Source organism: Nocardioides jiangxiensis, assembly GCF_030580915.1.
Lineage (GTDB): Bacteria > Actinomycetota > Actinomycetes > Propionibacteriales > Nocardioidaceae > Nocardioides > Nocardioides jiangxiensis.
Map to the genome: position 1 here is coordinate 925,966 of NZ_JAUQTA010000001.1, position 16,212 is coordinate 942,177.

15 protein-coding genes and 1 riboswitch are annotated in these 16,212 nt (G+C 72.3%); of the genes, 3 read left to right on the forward strand and 12 right to left on the reverse strand.

Annotated features, from left to right (window positions below):
- The first annotated feature begins 6 nt into the window (after nucleotides 1-6).
- Both Q5722_RS04595 and Q5722_RS04600 read left to right on the forward strand, forming a co-directional pair.
- A complete protein-coding gene (locus Q5722_RS04595) occupies nucleotides 7-582 on the forward strand; it encodes a hypothetical protein (RefSeq protein ID WP_305027034.1) in 576 nt (191 codons plus the stop codon).
- Between the two features lie 36 nt (nucleotides 583-618).
- Complete coding sequence (locus Q5722_RS04600; RefSeq protein ID WP_305027035.1) at nucleotides 619-1,929, forward strand: oxygenase MpaB family protein; 1,311 nt, start codon at nucleotides 619-621, stop codon at nucleotides 1,927-1,929.
- Between the two features lie 139 nt (nucleotides 1,930-2,068).
- Here Q5722_RS04600 and Q5722_RS04605 read toward each other — a convergent pair whose 3' ends face one another.
- From Q5722_RS04605 to Q5722_RS04655, 11 genes are all read right to left on the reverse strand, one after another.
- A complete protein-coding gene (locus Q5722_RS04605; RefSeq protein WP_439652477.1) occupies nucleotides 2,069-4,051 on the reverse strand; it encodes an ATP-dependent DNA helicase in 1,983 nt (660 codons plus the stop codon).
- A 90-nt stretch (nucleotides 4,052-4,141) separates the two neighbouring features.
- Nucleotides 4,142-4,468, reverse strand: coding sequence for a hypothetical protein (locus Q5722_RS04610; protein WP_305027036.1), 327 nt, complete (start codon nucleotides 4,466-4,468; stop codon nucleotides 4,142-4,144).
- A gap of 161 nt (nucleotides 4,469-4,629) precedes the next feature.
- The gene (locus Q5722_RS04615; protein ID WP_305027037.1) at nucleotides 4,630-6,813 is read right to left on the reverse strand and encodes a putative Ig domain-containing protein; all 2,184 of its coding nucleotides are present in this window, start codon (nucleotides 6,811-6,813) and stop codon (nucleotides 4,630-4,632) included.
- A gap of 169 nt (nucleotides 6,814-6,982) precedes the next feature.
- Complete coding sequence (locus Q5722_RS04620) at nucleotides 6,983-7,546, reverse strand: LemA family protein (protein ID WP_305027038.1); 564 nt, start codon at nucleotides 7,544-7,546, stop codon at nucleotides 6,983-6,985.
- Between the two features lie 60 nt (nucleotides 7,547-7,606).
- Nucleotides 7,607-9,403, reverse strand: a complete 1,797-nt coding sequence (locus tag Q5722_RS04625; protein ID WP_305027039.1) for a DUF2207 domain-containing protein — start codon at nucleotides 9,401-9,403, stop codon at nucleotides 7,607-7,609.
- Between the two features lie 78 nt (nucleotides 9,404-9,481).
- The gene (locus tag Q5722_RS04630; protein WP_305027040.1) at nucleotides 9,482-10,189 is read right to left on the reverse strand and encodes an SGNH/GDSL hydrolase family protein; all 708 of its coding nucleotides are present in this window, start codon (nucleotides 10,187-10,189) and stop codon (nucleotides 9,482-9,484) included.
- A gap of 57 nt (nucleotides 10,190-10,246) precedes the next feature.
- A complete protein-coding gene (locus tag Q5722_RS04635; RefSeq protein WP_305027041.1) occupies nucleotides 10,247-10,675 on the reverse strand; it encodes an SRPBCC family protein in 429 nt (142 codons plus the stop codon).
- A gap of 49 nt (nucleotides 10,676-10,724) precedes the next feature.
- Nucleotides 10,725-12,260 carry a GTPase HflX gene (hflX, locus tag Q5722_RS04640; RefSeq protein ID WP_439652478.1) on the reverse strand — a complete coding sequence of 512 codons (1,536 nt, stop codon included), beginning with the start codon at nucleotides 12,258-12,260 and terminating at the stop codon, nucleotides 10,725-10,727.
- 60 nt (nucleotides 12,261-12,320) lie between these two features.
- Nucleotides 12,321-12,665 carry a transglycosylase family protein gene (locus Q5722_RS04645; protein ID WP_305027042.1) on the reverse strand — a complete coding sequence of 115 codons (345 nt, stop codon included), beginning with the start codon at nucleotides 12,663-12,665 and terminating at the stop codon, nucleotides 12,321-12,323.
- Nucleotides 12,666-12,668: 3 nt separating this feature from the next.
- A riboswitch (cyclic di-AMP (ydaO/yuaA leader) is annotated at nucleotides 12,669-12,831 on the reverse strand.
- 181 nt (nucleotides 12,832-13,012) lie between these two features.
- Nucleotides 13,013-13,855 carry a diaminopimelate epimerase gene (gene dapF, locus Q5722_RS04650; RefSeq protein ID WP_305027043.1) on the reverse strand — a complete coding sequence of 281 codons (843 nt, stop codon included), beginning with the start codon at nucleotides 13,853-13,855 and terminating at the stop codon, nucleotides 13,013-13,015.
- A gap of 33 nt (nucleotides 13,856-13,888) precedes the next feature.
- Nucleotides 13,889-14,431: a dihydrofolate reductase family protein gene (locus Q5722_RS04655; RefSeq protein WP_305027044.1), complete on the reverse strand. Its 543-nt coding sequence runs from the start codon at nucleotides 14,429-14,431 to the stop codon at nucleotides 13,889-13,891.
- Nucleotides 14,432-14,495: 64 nt separating this feature from the next.
- Here Q5722_RS04655 and Q5722_RS04660 point away from each other — a divergent pair, with 64 nt between their 5' ends.
- The gene (locus tag Q5722_RS04660) at nucleotides 14,496-15,302 is read left to right on the forward strand and encodes a LicD family protein (RefSeq protein WP_305027045.1); all 807 of its coding nucleotides are present in this window, start codon (nucleotides 14,496-14,498) and stop codon (nucleotides 15,300-15,302) included.
- Here the strand turns inward: Q5722_RS04660 and miaA are convergent.
- The gene (gene miaA, locus Q5722_RS04665; protein WP_305027046.1) at nucleotides 15,294-16,208 is read right to left on the reverse strand and encodes a tRNA (adenosine(37)-N6)-dimethylallyltransferase MiaA; all 915 of its coding nucleotides are present in this window, start codon (nucleotides 16,206-16,208) and stop codon (nucleotides 15,294-15,296) included. The genes Q5722_RS04660 and miaA overlap by 9 nt on opposite strands.
- Nucleotides 16,209-16,212 lie beyond the last annotated feature (4 nt).

Sequence of the window (16,212 nt, forward strand, 5' to 3'; positions counted from 1 at the left end):
GGCGCCATGGTCGACCAGCACACCTCCCCCGGCACCCCGGCCGAGTGGCATGCGCCCGAACCGGATCCGGCGGAGCTGACCCACGCCATCCACGAGGGACTGGGGCTGCTGGCACTGCCGATGGCGGTGCTGCTGATGTTCGGCGCGTGGTCTCCCACGGTCTTCGTGTGGGCACCTACCTCTCCGCTCGCAGCCGCCGTCACGGCCGCGGGGTTCCTCGCCGCCGCCGTGCTCGCGGTGGCGGGCCGCTCGGCCGGCCGCCGGGCCGTCGACCTCACCTCCGTCGTCGTGCTCGCCGGCCTTGTCGGACTGGCGGTGACCACCGCACTGCACCTGCGGGAGCTCGGCCGGATGGATCCCCTCGGCCCGCTGACCATCAGCCGCACCATCACGCTGGGCTGGGTGCCCGCGATGGTCGTCCTGCCCGTCGTGCTCGTGCGCTGCATCCGCACGGTGCGCAGGGCCGGCCTGCCACCACGCGGACCCTCCTGGCTGCTGCGCGTCGGCGGCACGGTCACGGCAGCACCGCTGCTCGGGCTGGCGCTCGCCAGCCTGGTCGACCCTGCGCGCACGGTCACCTAGCTCCCGTTCGAGGCCAGCCCGCTCGACGTACGCGCGATGGCGTCGATCCAGCTGGCGATCGCCGTCGGCATCGTCCACGCGATGTGGCGTGCGGCCCCGCGCGATCTCGGCGGTGCCCTCCTCGCCCTCGGCACGTACGTCGTCCTGGTCGCCGGCGCCACCGTCGTGTTCCGCGACGACCTGACGAGCGACAGGAACAGCCTGCTCGTGGGCGCGGCATGGCTCGCGCTCCTCGCGGGCGTCACCGTGGCCGGCTTACTCCTGCGGGTGACTGACCGAGACTTCCCCGAGGTCTTCGCCGCGCCGGAGCTCGCACCGGCGGCGGACCACGGCTTCTACGGGCCCGGCTCCGTCACCTGGAAGGTGTGGAGCTACCCGACCAGCCTCACGATCGGCTTCCAGCGCGCCGTCGTCATCGAGGAGCTCGACCCGCACCTGGTCGCCGCGGTCACGAAGACCCACGGCATCTACGACCGGCCCCGCACCCGCTACGACCGGACACTGCGCTACTTCGCGATGGTCGCGTTCGGCGACACCCGGTCGACGACCAAGGCCGCCGACGTCCTGGTGCGGATCCACGCCAAGGGGATCGGCATCGACCCGGTCACCGACACCCGCTACGACGCCAACGACCCAGACTCCCAGCTCTGGATCCTGGTGACGGCCTGGCACTCGATCCTCGCGGCGTACGAGCGCTACGGGCCGGGGCGGCTCTCGGCAGCCGACGAGGCTCAGTACTGGGCCGAGTGCGCGCGGGCGGCCGAGCTGCAGACCTGCGACCCCGACCAGGTGCCGCGCAGCCGCGACGAGGTCCGGGCGTACTTCGAGGCGATGCGCCCGCAGCTGATCGGCTCGGAGTACGCGCGCGACGCGATGCGCCACCTCCTCCAGGCGGAGGTGATGCTGCCCCCGATGTCGCGGCTGCTGTGGCCCCTCACCTTCGTCGTCACCCGTCTGCTGCGCCGCGGCACGCTGGCGACCATGCCCGTGTGGATGCGCGAGGTCGTCGACCTCCCCGTCAACAGGTACGCCGACGCGGCCGTGCGGCCACTCCTCTGCGTGATGTTCTGGGCGGTCAGCCTCAACACGGCGGTGCAGCTCCTGCTGCTGCGGATCCTCTCCCCCATGACGCTGCCGATCGCCGGACCGGTCCTGCGCAGGATCGAACCGCTCGAGGCCCGCACGATGACGCCCCGCGAGGCCCAGGCGGCGTACGGCTTCGAGCCGCCCGCGGCGGCGCACGCCGACTTCCGCGCCACGCAGGTACGCCGGGTCTTCACCGAGGGCGCGGCGCCGCAGGAAGACGGCATCCTCGAGTCGCAGCCGATCCTCGGCAACATCGACTGAGCGCGACCGAGCGCGACTGAGCGCGCCGAGACGAGGCTCGTGCCGGGCACGGGCCCCGTCTCGGCGCGGCACAAGCCCCGTCTCGGCGCGGCACGGGCCCCGTCTCGGCGCGGCACGGGCCCCGTCTCGGCGGGCAGGGTCAGCGGCCGGCGAGGCGCTTCAGGGCGCCGCGGACCATCTGCGGGTCCACGGTGGGCCACATGGGCGGAAGGGACGCCCGCAGGAAGCCGCCGTAGCGTGCCGTGGCCAGCCGCGGGTCCAGGACCGCGACGACGCCCCGGTCGCTCGAGGTGCGGATCAGGCGACCGGCACCCTGCGCCATCAGCAGCGCGGCATGGGTCGCCGCCACCGACATGAAGCCGTTGACACCCGCCTTGTCGGCAGCCTTCTGCCGCGCCGACATCAGTGGGTCGTCGGGGCGCGGGAACGGGATCCGGTCGATCAGCACCAGCGTGCACGTGTCGCCCGGGACGTCGAGTCCCTGCCACAGCGACAAGGTGCCGAAGAGCACGGTGTGGGGGTCCTCGACGAACTGCTTGGCGAGCTCCGGGAGCTGGGCATCACCCTGGGCGAGGGTGGTCAGGTGAGGCAGCCGCGTGCGCACCTCCTCCGCTGCGGCATCGGCCGCCCGCTTGGAGGAGAAGAGCCCCAGCGTGCGCCCGTCGGCGGCATCGATCAGCTCCACGATCTCGTCGAGGACCGCGGGCACCAGGCCGTCACGGCCCGGCTGCGGCAGGTGCCTGGCGACGTACAGGATGCCCTGCTTGCCGTAGTCGAACGGCGAGCCGACGTCGAAGCCGCGCCAGGGCTGGACTCCGTCACCGCGAGGCGGCGCCTCCGCGCCGTCGGCCACCCGCTCGGTCGGCTTGAGGCCGAGGGAGGACGCGACCACGCCGAAGTCGCCGCCCAGCATCAGCGTCGCGGAGGTGAAGACCACGGTCTTGTCCGCCAGCAGCTTGTCGCGGATCTGGCCCCAGACCTGCAACGGCGCCAGGCAGAGCTGCGGGCCTCCGTGCTGCGGGAGCCGGTCGTTGCGCCAGAGCACGTCCGACTCGAGGTCGGCCGCCATCCGCTCGGCCACGGCGAGGACGTCGCCGACCATCGCCTTCGCCTGCGTCCTGGCGGCATCGGCGTCGTCGCCCGCCTTCTCCTTCGGGAACGCCGAGACACACGCGCGCGCCGCGTCGCGCACCAGCGCCAGCGCATCAGCCAGCTCGACCGGCATCCGCTCGATGCGACCGGGAGCGAGCTCGGAGATCGCGTCCGCGAGGGCGTCGGCAGCATCGAGGAGCTCGTCCGCCTCGCGCCCGTCGACCTGGCGTGCAGCACGCCGGCCGGCCCGCTCGACATCGCCCGGCGCCAGTTCCGAGGACGCTGCCTGGGTCACCCGCGCAACGAGCTCGTGCGCCTCGTCGATCACCACCGCGTCGTACTCCGGGATCATCGGGATGCCCTCGATGGCGTCGATCGCGAGCAGGCTGTGGTTGGTGACCACCAGCTGCGACGAGGCGGCCTTCTCCTTGGCGCGCTCGGCGAAGCACTCCTCGCCGAAGGCGCACCTGGCCTTGCCCAGGCACTCGCGCGCACTGACGCTGACCTGCCGCCAGACCCGCTCGGTGTGGCGCGGCGCGTTGTCGCGTTCACCGGAGAGGCCGCGCTTGGCCTCGTCCTCGGCCCACTCGCGCAGCTCGATGACCTGCTCCCCCAGCGACCCGACGGGGGCCTCGACGAGCACGCCCTGGTCGTCCGGCACGCCCTCACGGATCCGGTGCAGGCAGGCGTAGTTGGAGCGGCCCTTGAGCACGGCGTAGGAGGTGTCGATGTCGCGGTGGTGGCCGATCGCGTCCATGAGGCGCGGGAGGTCGCGCTCGACCAGCTGGTGCTGCAGCGCCAGCGTCGCGGTCGCGATGACCACCCGGTCGCGGTGGAGCAGTGAGGGCACCAGGTAGCCGAGTGACTTGCCGGTGCCGGTGCCGGCCTGGACGAGCAGGTGCGTCTGGGACTCGAGCGCCTCCGAGACGGCCTCGGCCATGGCGACCTGCCCCGGGCGCTCGGCACCGCCGAGCGCGCTCACGGCCTCGGCGAGGACCTCGCGGACTCGGGAAGCGGGAGCGTCAGGCACCGGAGAAGCCTACGGGTCGGCACCGACATGCAGTCGCCCGCCCTCACCGGGCGCGCTCCGCGTGGAGGGCGCGCCCTTCCCTCGTCCCCGCTACTCGCCGAAGCAGGCCTCGCCGCTGTCGAGTCCCTTGCCGTCGCAGCCCTTCGCACCGGGTACGACGTAGCCCTGCATCGCCGGTGCGTTGTTGAACGACGTGATCGTCGTGCCGTCCGGGAAGACCACGGCGACGAAGCCGCCGTGCGGGAACTGGGCGCTCGGCACGAACGTGTCCGTGGCGATGTAGTACGTGCCGACCACGCCACCGCTGGTCGGGTCCTTCTGGGTCTGGATGCAGTCGTGGGCGGCAGCCGGTCCGGCTGCCAGGGCGACCGACGCGAGGGCACCGGCCGCGAGGCCGGCACAACGGATCAGGAACATGGCAACTCCTGGGAGGCGACGGGTCTGGACCCGACCACGCTCGTCCTCCGGACGGACGACGCGCCAGCACGGCGCGTCACCTCTGGGGCACGTGGCCCGCAGCGGCGGTGGACGCGACAGCGGCTGCTGGGGTTGACCACCCCAGCAGCCGCCGCCGTCGTTCAGGAGAGCGTCAGCGAGGTGTCGTCCACGACGAACGACGTCTGCAGCGAGAAGTCCTCCGACTCGTTGAAGGAGAGCGTCACCGTCTGCCCGGCGTACGCCGAGAGGTCGAAGCTGCGCTCGACGTAGCCGCCGCCCTTGTTGCGGTTGGAGTACGTCGCCAGCGTCGTCGAGCCGACCTTCACCGCGAGCTTGTCGTAGGTCGCCCAGGTGCTCTCGGCACTGTCGATGGAGAGCCAGAACTTCAGCGTCGCCTTGCAGCCGGCCGGGATCGTGACCTGCTGCGACAGCGTCTCCGTCGAGGTCCGGCCGTTGCCGCCGAGCCACGCGTCCCACGCCCCGGTGTGCGCCGGCTTGGTGGTGCTCGCCGTGATGACGCCCGTGCTGGCCGTCCACGGGGCCGCGCTGCCGGTCTCGAAGCCGGGGTTGCCGAGCTTCTGGCCGGTGCACGGGGTCGGCGCGGGCGCGACGTTCCAGGTGAAGGTGGCGGAGCCGGCGGCACCGGTGGAGTCCTTCGCCGTGACGGTGGTGCTCACGGCGCCGGCGGCGGTCGGCGTGCCGCTGACCAGGCCGGTGGCTGCGTTGAGCGAGAGGCCCGCGGGCAGGCCGGTGGCGGACCAGGTCAGCGTCTCAGCGGCGGCGGAGTCGGTGGCCCGGAGCTGGAGCGACGACGGGCTGCCGACGGTGGCAGCCTGGGCGCCCGGGTCGGTGACCGTCACGGTGTTGGCCGGCGGCGGCGTCACCGACGTCGTGGCACTGATCTGGTAGTTGCCGAGAGAGGCGTAGTCGCTGTACTGACCCCCCACCAGCGGGTCGCCGGTGCCGACGCCGTCGACCTCGGCGGTGTACGTCGCTCCTCCCGCCGGCAGGTTGCCGGTCCAGGTCGCGTCGAGACCGCTGGCCTGGGCGGTGGAGACCCGCGCGGCCGTGGGGTTCACCGTCGCGACGACGGCACCGGCCGCGTCCCGGATGGTCAGCTTCACGTCCAGGTCCGGCACGCCGTCGGCAGGCGTCACCGTGACCGTCGTGCTGCCCGAGCCGGTGACCGTGAAGTCGTCGACGTCGTCGCGCGTGGTGATGACGCCGTTGACCGGAGTGCCCGAGGCGAGCGCGGTCGCCGTGGCCGTGGTGTTGCCGTGGTCGTCCGCGCGCAGCGGCGCACCTCCGGCGATGATCGCGAGGTCGTCCTGCTGCTGGTTGGCGTCGGTGTACTCGCCCTTCGACCACTGGGTCACCGGCTGGTAGTAGCCGACGCCCATGATCGGGGCCCACGGGTTCGCGCCGGCGTAGTAGCCCTGCGTCGAGGTGCCGTCGTGGCTCAGGCCGAAGTTGTGCCCGACCTCGTGCGAGACGGCCTCGCCGACGGTCTTGCCGTCCGTGCCGACGCCGTTGGTGAAGACCCAGGCGGGCTGGTAGTAGCCGTGGTTGGCACCCGCGGTCGTGAAGACGTTGATGTACGCGACGCCGCCACAGCCGCAGCCGTCGTACACCGGGCCGCCCTTGGTGATCAGTGCCCGGGTGCCGAACACCTGGTCGGCGGAGTCGGTGCGGTCGATGGCCGCTGCACCGGGGTCGTGGGTGGTGACGTTGACGTCGAACGGCGCGTAGTCCTCGGCCACCGTCTGCCAGACCCGCTGGATCTGGGTGAGCTCGGCATCGGAGAAGCTGGTGTCGGCCGTCGCGTCGATCGAATAGGGCTCGGCGACGATGTCCGCGCCGTACTTCTGGTTCCACGCGGTGTTGGAGACGGTGTCGCCGGTGAAGTCGAGGTAGATCGTGCGGTTGGACCCGGGCTTCGACGCGAGATCGAACGTCTCCGCGAGCGGCCGGGGCGCGGTGGCCGAGGACACGGCTGCCTGCGCGGCCACCGGTGCCTTCTCCTCGACCATGTAGCGCATGCCGCAGGAGTCGAGCCACAGGTGGCTGTCCCGGGCCTCCCGGCTCAGCTGGGCCGTGGGGATGTGGTTGGCCGCCGCGGCCTTGCGGAGTGCGGCGGCGTCGCCGTGCGCCACGGCGGCCGCGGGCTGCGCGTGGTCCAGGACCTTCTCCGCACATCCCGCGCGTGCCGCGGCGCCGGTGGCACCGGCGGCGAACGCGCCACCCGAGGACAGCTGGACGGCCGAGGTCGCGGCGGTGACCGCGAGCAGCGACCCCACGGCGAGACGCCGTGTGAATGCAGACATGGTGAACCCTCCCGATAGGGGGCGGGCCCCTCTGACCCGCCCTCAGGGCGTCACCGGAGATCTCCCCGCCTCCCGAGACGCACTGCAATTCCTACCCGGCGGTAGCCAGTACGGCCATAGCCCCTTGGGGCTAGTACCCGTCTCACGGGTGCTGCAGGTTTCAACCAGGTCAGAACTGGACGGTCGGCGGAGCCTCCTGGCCCGCGGGGGCCTGGTAGAAGTCGCGCTTCGAGACGCCGGTGACACCCGCGAAGAAGGCCCAGGGCAGCGTCGCGATCGAGGTGTTGAGCGAGGCGGCGGCGTCGTTGTAGTACTGCCGCGCGAAGGAGAGCTTGTTCTCGGTGTCCGAGAGCTCGGCCTGCAGCTGCTGGAAGTTGGCCGAGGCCTTGAGGTCCGGGTACGACTCGGCCACGGCGATCAGGCGACCGAGCGCCTGGTTGAGGACCCCCTCGGCAGCTGCCTTGTCGGCGACCGAGCCGCCCTGCGCCGCCTTCTGCACCCCGGCCCGGGCAGCCGTCACCGCCTCGAGGACGCCGGCCTCGTGGGCGGCGTAGCCCTTGACCGTGTTGACCAGGTTGGGGATCAGGTCGGCGCGACGCGTGAGCTGGACGTCGATGCCACCCAGCGCCTCGTCGACCGCGACGTTCTGCGAGCGGAGCTTGTTGAAGCCGGTGACGAAGAAGGCCAGCAGCGCCAGCACGACGACGACCGCGATGATGATGCCGATGATCATGGAGTCCCCCTGGGATCGGTGTGAGTCAGTTCTACCAGTGACGTGCCGGCACAGCGGGGCTCACCAGGAGCCGCCGCCACCACCACCGCCACCGAAGCCGCCCCCACCGAAACCGCCACCGCCGCCGCTCGAACGGGCCTGGCTGGCCTGGTAGGCGCTGATCGAGGAGCTCACGGCGCTGTCGAAGCTGTCGAAGCTCCCCGAACCGAAGCCGCCGCCGTTGCCACCGACGTAGCCGCCGCCGTACCAGAGCGGCACCGGAGCAGCCGTGCCTGTCGCCGCCTCGTACTTGCGGGCCCACGCCTCCGCGCAGCCGAACGCGACCGCGAACGGCACGAACGCCGTGTACAGGTCCTTGCGCGCAGCGAAGTCGAAGCGCGACTCGGCGCTGTCGGTCGACAGCATGCGCCGGAAGCCGCCGGCCCGCGACCACGTGTCCCGGCCCGCCCGCGTCCGGTACGTCGTCGTCTCGGCGCGGACCAGTCCGACCGCGCCGATCACGAAGGCAGCCGACGGCCACGCGATGAGTCCGAACGCCGACGGCGCGACGAAGCCGGCCAGCAGCGTGACCAGGACAGCCAGGCCGAAGACCACGCGCAGCCACGGCACGTTGCGGGCCATCGAGAGGTTGCCGGACTCGATGCCCCACCGGCGCGCGGCCCCGGGCAGGGAGGAGACCAGGCCGGCCAGCTCCTGGCCTGCTCCCTTGTGACGGTCGACGTGGAAGCTGCCGCCGACGGAGGTGACGCCCAGTGCATGGCCCACCGTCCGGGAGATCTCGTCGAGCTCGGACCAGTCGCTCTCGGGCCGCTTGCCGACGACGGTCCAGGAGTTGTCCTCGTGGTGCTCGAGCTCCACGAAACCGCGTTCCCCGAGGTGAAGCAGGGTCGCGGAGAGGGCCGCCTTGGGCACGCGCTCGTTGGCGACGTACGCCGTCTGGACAGGGCCCAGCCCCGCCGGCGGCTCGAAGAGCACCGGGAAGCCCGGGTCGGACTCGCGGGTCGACCGCTCCACGAGGCGGCCGATGACGAGCGCGACGAGGCCGAGCAGGGCCAGGCCGATCGCCACCCACAGGTTGCGGCCGAGCACCACGTCCCAGCCGGGGCTCCACGGCAGCGTCGACCCGGCGGACGGCTTGGTGTCGAGCCGCGTGCTCAGGGTGACCGCCGTGTCCGGCGGGAGGGGGCCGACCTGCATGCGGACGGTGCTGCCGTCGGTCGTCACGTCGCATGCCACCAGCGCGACGTCGCAGCGCGCGTCGTGGGCGGCGGAGGGAAGGCTCACCGTGACCTCCGCCTTGCTGATCGGCATCCGCCAGCCGCCCGGCACGACGTCCCAGATGAGCTCCGAGCCGCGCGGGGTGCCCGACCAGCTGCCCTGGCCCGTGAAGGCACCGGGCGGTCGCAGCACGTCGTCGACGTCGTAGCTGATCACCCAGGTGTGGAGACCGGGCCGGAGCGTCGTGCCGGCGTCACCGATCTGGGCGACGCGGAAGCGCCGCCCCTGCTGCCACTGCAGGTCGACGGTCGCCGGAGCACCGTCCTGCGTGACCGCGATGTCGTGTGGCACGTTGCGCCGGTGCGGGTCAACGCCGTCGCCGACGTCCCAGAACCGGAAGATGCCGTGGCGACCGTCGGGCATGCTCACCTGCAGCGTCTCCACCGCGTGCAACGTGCCGCGACCATCGACGGTCAGCTCGACCTTGTAGTCCCTGATCGTGGCCGGGTCGTACGCCGAGCCGCCGCTGTCGGGCTGGCTGGCGATCACCGGCCAGGCGACGACCGCGCCGAAGGCGAGCAGCGACGCCAGGATCGTGAGCAGGCCGACCGACAGGTTGGAGAGGTTCTTCCCCCGCATGTCCGCGAGCATAACCACGCGCACCGACGTGCGGGGCGGGTCAGCCGAACCCCTCCAGGCGCCTCCTGGCACCCGCCCTCACAGCAGCGCCGCGACGGCCTTGCCGAACTCCTCGTGGCCCTGCTCCGTGAGATGGAGACGGTCGGGCAGGTAGGGCAGCTCGAGGTCGAGCACCGAGAGGTAGCGGACGTGGTCGCGCGCGGCCTCCTCGGACAGCACACGGTCGACCCGCGGCACCGCACCAGCCCGCGCCGGTGCAGCCACCGGGCCGACGACCACCACATCGCGCATCGGGATCCCTCGGTCGGCGAGGCGCGCGAGCACCCGTCGTACGCCGGAGCGGATGGCGTCGTCGGGACGGTCGTACTCGTTGAGGCCGCCCTCGAGGACCACCAGGTCGGGCTTCGCACCCGTGCGGAGCAGCGCCTGGTCGACCCGGTCGGCGTACGCGCGGCCCGCGCAGGGCGAGGCGCCGCGCGAGAAGCCCGACCCCGAGAAGCCGTCGACGTGGACCCGTCCGGGCAGGTAGCGCGGCCAGGACCGGCCGACGTGCTCCAGCCCGCGTCCGGCCGACCAGGAGTCACCGATGACGAGCACACGCTGCCCCGCGCCGGTGACGATCGCCGCACGCGTGGAGCGCGCCTCCGCGGCGCGTTGGCAGAAGCCACGGTGTCCGTGCGACCACGCCGCCCCCGCGACCACGAGGAAGCCGGACAGCACGACGACCACGACGGCGATGCGCAGCCGTGGCCCGACGGCGCCCACCCGTGGCCCGAGTCCGCTCACGCGGACAATGGTGCGGTCGGTGGTCCCCTCCCCGCAGGCGAACGGGGAAGAAAGGCATCAGCCCCGCTCGACGAGCTCCTTGAGGTTGCCCAGCACGGTCCGCCAGTTCTCCTGGGACGCCTGGGCCTCGTCGGCCGAGCGGTTGTTGTCCTGCTCGAGGTGCACGTGGGTCGTCGTGCCCTCCTCGGTGAGCTCGAACCTCAGCCGGTGATGGTTCTGCGGTTCGTCCGTGAGCCCGGAGAGCGGGCTGAAGTGCGTCATCTCGAGGAGCTGCTCGGGCTTGCAGGTGAGCACCGTGCCGTGGTCCTGGTAGGACCTGCCGTCGTACTCGCCGCTCCAGGTGATCGTGCTGCCCGGCTCCCACGAGGTGTCCACGCGCGCACCGAAGAAGTAGCGCGCGATGAGCTCCGGGTCGGTGAGCGCGTGCCAGACCTGCGCAGGCGAGGCGCTGATGTCGACGTCCGCTGTTGCTGTCTGTCCAGTCATGTCCGGCTCGTACCCGACGGGTCTGCCCGCAAACCGACTGGAGCGGCGCTCAGACGGCGTACGCCGCCAGCTCGCCGGCGAGGTCCTCGTTGGCCCGGCCGGTGACCAGGGTGCCGTCGGCGGTGTGCTCGAGCGTCGCGATCTCGCCGGCCCGGTGGATCCGGTCGACGAGGTCACCACGCGAGTAGGGCAGCAGCACCGCGAACTCGACGCCCGGCCGCGGCAGCTCCGCCTCGATCTGCGCGAGCGCCTCGGAGATGCCCTCCCCCGTCTTCGCGCTCACGACGACGCTGTGCGGCTCGCGACGACGCAGGCGGTCGATGACCAGCGGGTCGGCGGCATCGGCCTTGTTGATGACGATCAGCTCGGGGATCGCGCTGGCGCCCTCGATGTCGGCGAAGACCTCGCGCACCGACGCGATCTGCAGCTCGGGGTCGGGGTGGGACCCGTCGACCACGTGCAGGATCAGGTCGGCCTCACCGACCTCCTCCAGCGTCGAGCGGAACGCCTCGACCAGCTGGTGCGGCAGGTGCCGCACGAACCCGACCGTGTCGCTCATCGTGTACTCGCGACCGTCCGCCGTCGTCGTGCGCCGGGTGGTCGGGTCGAGGGTGGCGAAGAGCGCGTTCTCGACCAGGACGCCGGCGTCGGTGAGCCGGTTGAGCAGCGAGGACTTGCCGGCGTTGGTGTAGCCGGCGATGACCACACTCGGCACCTGGTTGCGGTGACGGCTCAGCCGCTTGGTCTCACGGGTGCCGGTCATCTCCTTGAGCTCGCGGCGGAGCTTGGCGATCTTGTCGTTGATCCGGCGGCGGTCCGACTCGATCTTGGTCTCACCGGGGCCACGGCCACCGATACCGGCACCGCCGGCCACCCGGCCACCGGCCTGGCGGGAGAGGTTGCCACCCCAGCCACGCAGGCGCTGCTTCATGTACTGCAGCTGGGCCAGCTCGACCTGCGCCTGCCCCTCCTTCGACTTCGCGTGCTGGGCGAAGATGTCGAGGATCAGCGCCGTCCGGTCGACGACCTTGACCTTCAGCTTGTCCTCGAGGTTGCGGAGCTGCGACGGCGCGAGCTCGCCGTCCATGATCACGGTGTCGGCACCGGTGACGTCGACGATCTCGCGCACCGCGTCGACCTTGCCGCGGCCGATGTACGTCGCCGGGTCCGGCTTCTGCCGCCGCTGGTAGACGTTGTCGAGGACCTCGGCACCGGCGGTCTCGGCGAGCAGCGCGAGCTCGGCCATCGCGTTCTCGGCGTCCTGCTCGGTGCCCTCGGTCCACACGCCGACGAGGACGACCCGCTCGAGCCGGAGCTGGCGGTACTCGACCTCGGTGATGTCCTCGAGCTCGGTGCGCAGGCCGGCGACACGGCGCAGCTGGTGGCGCGCGGCGAGGTCCATGTCGCCGGTCGAGAGCTCTTCGGGATCGGCGTCACGGAGCGACCGGTCGGCCGCGGGGTCATAGGCCGGGCCGTCGTCGTCTGCATAGCCCGACTCGTAGTCGTCTCCCCAGCCTTCGGTGGCCAGGAGGGCGTCGGAGAGGTCGACCTCAGGGGTTGCGTCGAAGGCGTCTGCGTTACTCATACGCCCTCAAGCGTAGGTCGCCGACGCCGCCGACGGCGAACGGGTTTCGTCAGCGCGGTGTCAGCGCAGGCCGGCGCGGTACGAGCAGCTGCCCCACGCACCCCAGCCCTGGCCGTTCTTGATCCGCTCGGCGACCTTGATCTGCTCGAGGCGGGTCGCCTTGTTCGGCCAGTAGTTGCCGGTCAGCCGCGGACCGCCGTACGCCTTCCAGGTGGAGCGCGAGATCTGGAGGCCGCCGTAGTAGCCGTTGCCGGTGTCGATGTGCCAGCGCTGACCGGACTCGCACTGGGCGAGTCGGTCCCACTGGGAGAGCGTGGCGGCGTCCGACGGGGCGGCGGTGGCGACACCCGCGGCGACGGGCACAGCGGTGAACACGAGGGCAGCGGCGAGCATGCGCATACGCATAGGAGTTCCTCCACGCGCCTGCGAAGTTAGCTGTCGGGCTCGGACTTGAAGGTGTCCGGCCGGCCCCATCGCCGGTGCCGGCTTCGCCCCGAGGAGCAGCCGCTGGTGCTGGCTGCCCCGGAGAACCTGGGTCCTCCGCTCCCGTCCGCGATCTGGTTGTCCTCACCGCGCGGACAGGACTAGGCGTGTCACGGCGAGCCACCCCGGTCATCCGGGGCAGCAAGGACGCTAGCCCGAGCAAGCAGGGCGGGGCTGCGACCGCCCTCACACGTACGACGTGGGCGTCCTCACGTCATTTGTCCGGTTCGGGCCGGCGGCCGCGGCAACCGGTGGACGCGGGCACAGCCTCAGAGCGACGACGTGCCCTCGGCGACGATCAGCGCGGGACCCGCGAGGAGCACGTGGTCGTCGGGGGTCCAGGTGAGCGTGAGCTCGCCGCCCGGGACATCGACGCGGTAGGTCACCGGGGCGTCCGTCGGGCGCACGCCGTCGGCGATCGCGGTGGCGACGAGCACGGCGCAGGCACCGGTGCCGCACGAGCGGGTCTCCCCCGCCCCACGCTCGTGCACCCGCATCGCGACGTGGCGCTCGGCGACCCGTTCGACGAACTCGATGTTGACGCCGTGGGGGTAGACCTCGTGGTCGTAGCCGGGCTCCTCGAGCAGCCGGCCCGCGTCGGCGAGGTCGTCGAGGAAGGCCACGGCGTGCGGGTTGCCCATGTCGACGTTCGTCGCGGGCCAGCCCTGGTGTCCGACGGTCACCGTCGAGCTGGGGCCGAGGGCAGGAGTTCCCATGTCGGTCGTGAACCGCTCACCCTCGCGCGTGACCGTCTTGATGCCGGCGCGCGTCGCGATGCGGACCGGCTGGTCGGCGGGTACGAGGCCCTCCTCGATGAGGTGCCGTGCGTAGACCCGGGTCGCGTTGCCGCACATCTCGGCGACGGACCCGTCGGCGTTGCGGTAGTCCATGAACCACTCCGCGTCCTGTGCCGCGACAGCCGGCTCGTGCGCCGCGAGGGCCTCGGTGCGGATCACCCGGACGACCCCGTCGGCGCCGATGCCGGCCCGTCGGTCGCAGAGGGCGACGACCCGCTCGGGCGCCAGCGCGCCGTGGATCGAGCCGTCGTGGTCGGGCAGCAGCACGAAGTCGTTCTCCGTGCCATGACCCTTGAGGAACCGGTAGCCGCTCACCGGCCCATGGTCCCACGGTGGGACCAGCGGGCCTCACCCGCCGCCGTCGGTGGCCACGGCGTAGCGGACGCAGGCGAAGTCACGGTTGCGCGCCACCTCGAGCAGCTCCAGCTCGACGCGCCGCGGTAGCAGCGGGTGACCGGCACCGAGGGTGACGGGCGCGAGCTGGACCCACACCTCGTCGAGCAGCCGGGCGTCGAAGAACTGGCCGACCAGGTCGCCGCCGCCGACCAGCCAGATCGTGCCCTCACCGGCGGCCTCGCGGGCCGCGCGGTGCACCTCCGTGACGGGGGCGTCGGTGAAGGTGACCCGCCCCGGCGGCTCGCCGAACTCGCGGTGCGTGAGCACCCAGGTCGGCTGCTCGTAGGGCCAGGCTCCGCCCACCTCGTCGAGGTGGTCGAGCAGCCACTGGTACGTCGACGCGCCCATCACCAGCGCTCCCACGCCCGCCGCGAAGGCCTCGTAGTGCATCGGGCCGGCCGGGTCGAGGGCGCGGGTGACCAGCCACGACAGGTCGTGGTCGGGAGTCGCGATGAAGCCGTCGAGGCTCGCGCCGGTGTAGTAGATCGTCGCCATGCGACCAGCGTCGCACCGGCCACCGACAGCCGTCTGCGCCACGGCACCGCCCTATCCTTGCGGGATGCAGACCGTCCCCGGCGCGTACGACGCCGAGCGCGCCCGGCTCGAGGCGATGCCCCTCGCCGACCGCGACGCGGCCTGGCTGCGGGAGCGCGTGCTGCTCGACGTCGCCCACCGCCAGCGGCCCCGCGAGGTGCTCGAGCAGCTCCGCACGCTCCGCAGCGAGCTCGACCCACCGGCGTACGCGGCCGTGCAGGCGGAGGTCGACGCACTGCTCGCCGGGGAGACGGTCACGATCCACGGCTACAACCCGCGTCTGGACGACCTCGAGGTCGACCAGTGGCAGCGCCTGGCCGAGGTCGGCGACGAGCTCGGACGACGCGGCTACACCTGGTTCGTCACCTCCGGGACCTTGCTCGGCATCGTCCGCCACGGCGGCTTCGTGCCGACCGACGACGACCTCGACATCGCGGTGCTGCTCGACGCCACCGACGACGCCTCCGCGGCCAAGGCGTGGCTGACCGCGCGGAGCGACCTCGCGGACCTGCTGCGCGTGCAGGACCACGAGCGGGGCGCGGAGCTCGACCTCGAGGGTCCGACGATCGATCTCTTCCCCGCCTGGATCGCCGCCGACGACCGGCTGCACGTCTGGCCGTGGTGTCGTGGCGAGGTGCCCGGGTCCGCCCTGCTGCCGCTCGAGCACGTGGCGGTCGGCGGGGTCACCGTGCCGGTCGCGGCCGACCCGGCCGCGCTGCTCGCCGTGAACTACGGCCCCGACTGGCAGATCCCCGACCCGCTCTTCGGCTTCGACTGGCCTCGGGCCCACCAGCGCTTCGCGGGCTGGAAGGCCGGCCTGCCCTCAGGCTGAGGCGACCGCGACCGCCCGCTCGACCAGGTCGGGCGCATCCCAGTCGAGCCAGGTCACCCGGGGGTCCTTGAGGAACCACTGGTCCTGCCGCCGGGCGAAGCGCCGCGTCGCGACCACGATCCGCTCCATCGCCTCCGCCTCGGTGAGGTCGCCGTCGATGAACGCCATCGTCTCCGGGTAGCCGATCGCCCGGCTCGCCGTGCGCGTCTCGGCGAGGCCGTCGGCCATCAGACCGCGCACCTCCTCGACCAGGCCCTGCTCCCACATCAGCCCGACGCGTCGTCCGATCCGGGGCAGGAGCGTCGGACGGTCGATCCGTACGCCGACCTGCAGCGCGCCGGGGACGGCGTACTCGAGGACCGGGAGGGAGGCGGAGAAGGGCCTCCCGGTCAGCTCGACGACCTCCAGCGCCCGCACGATGCGGCGCCCGTTGCTGGCGAGGATGCCGGCCGCGGCCTCGGGGTCGAGGCCGGCCAGACGTGCGTGGAGCGCGCCGGAGCCCATCTCCTCGAGCTCGGCCTCGAGGCGCGCCCGCAGCGCGGCGTCGGTGCCGGGGAACTCGAAGCGGTCGAGCACCGCCCGCGTGTAGAGGGCCGAGCCGCCGACGAGAACGGGCACCTTGCCCCGCGCCTGGATGTCGGCGATCGCGGCTCGCGCCAGCTGCTGGAAGTCCGCGACGCTCGCCACCTCGTGGATCTCCAGGAGGTCGATCAGGTGGTGCGGGACACCGCGACGCTCGCCCTCCGGCACCTTGGCGGTGCCGATGTCCATGCCGCGGTAGACCTGCATCGCGTCGGTGTTGACGATCTCGCCGTCGAGCCGCTCGGCGAGGTCGAGGGAGAGTGCGGTCTTGCCCGCGGCCGTCGGACCGACGACCGCGATCACGGGTGTTGCACTTTCCAGCATGGCG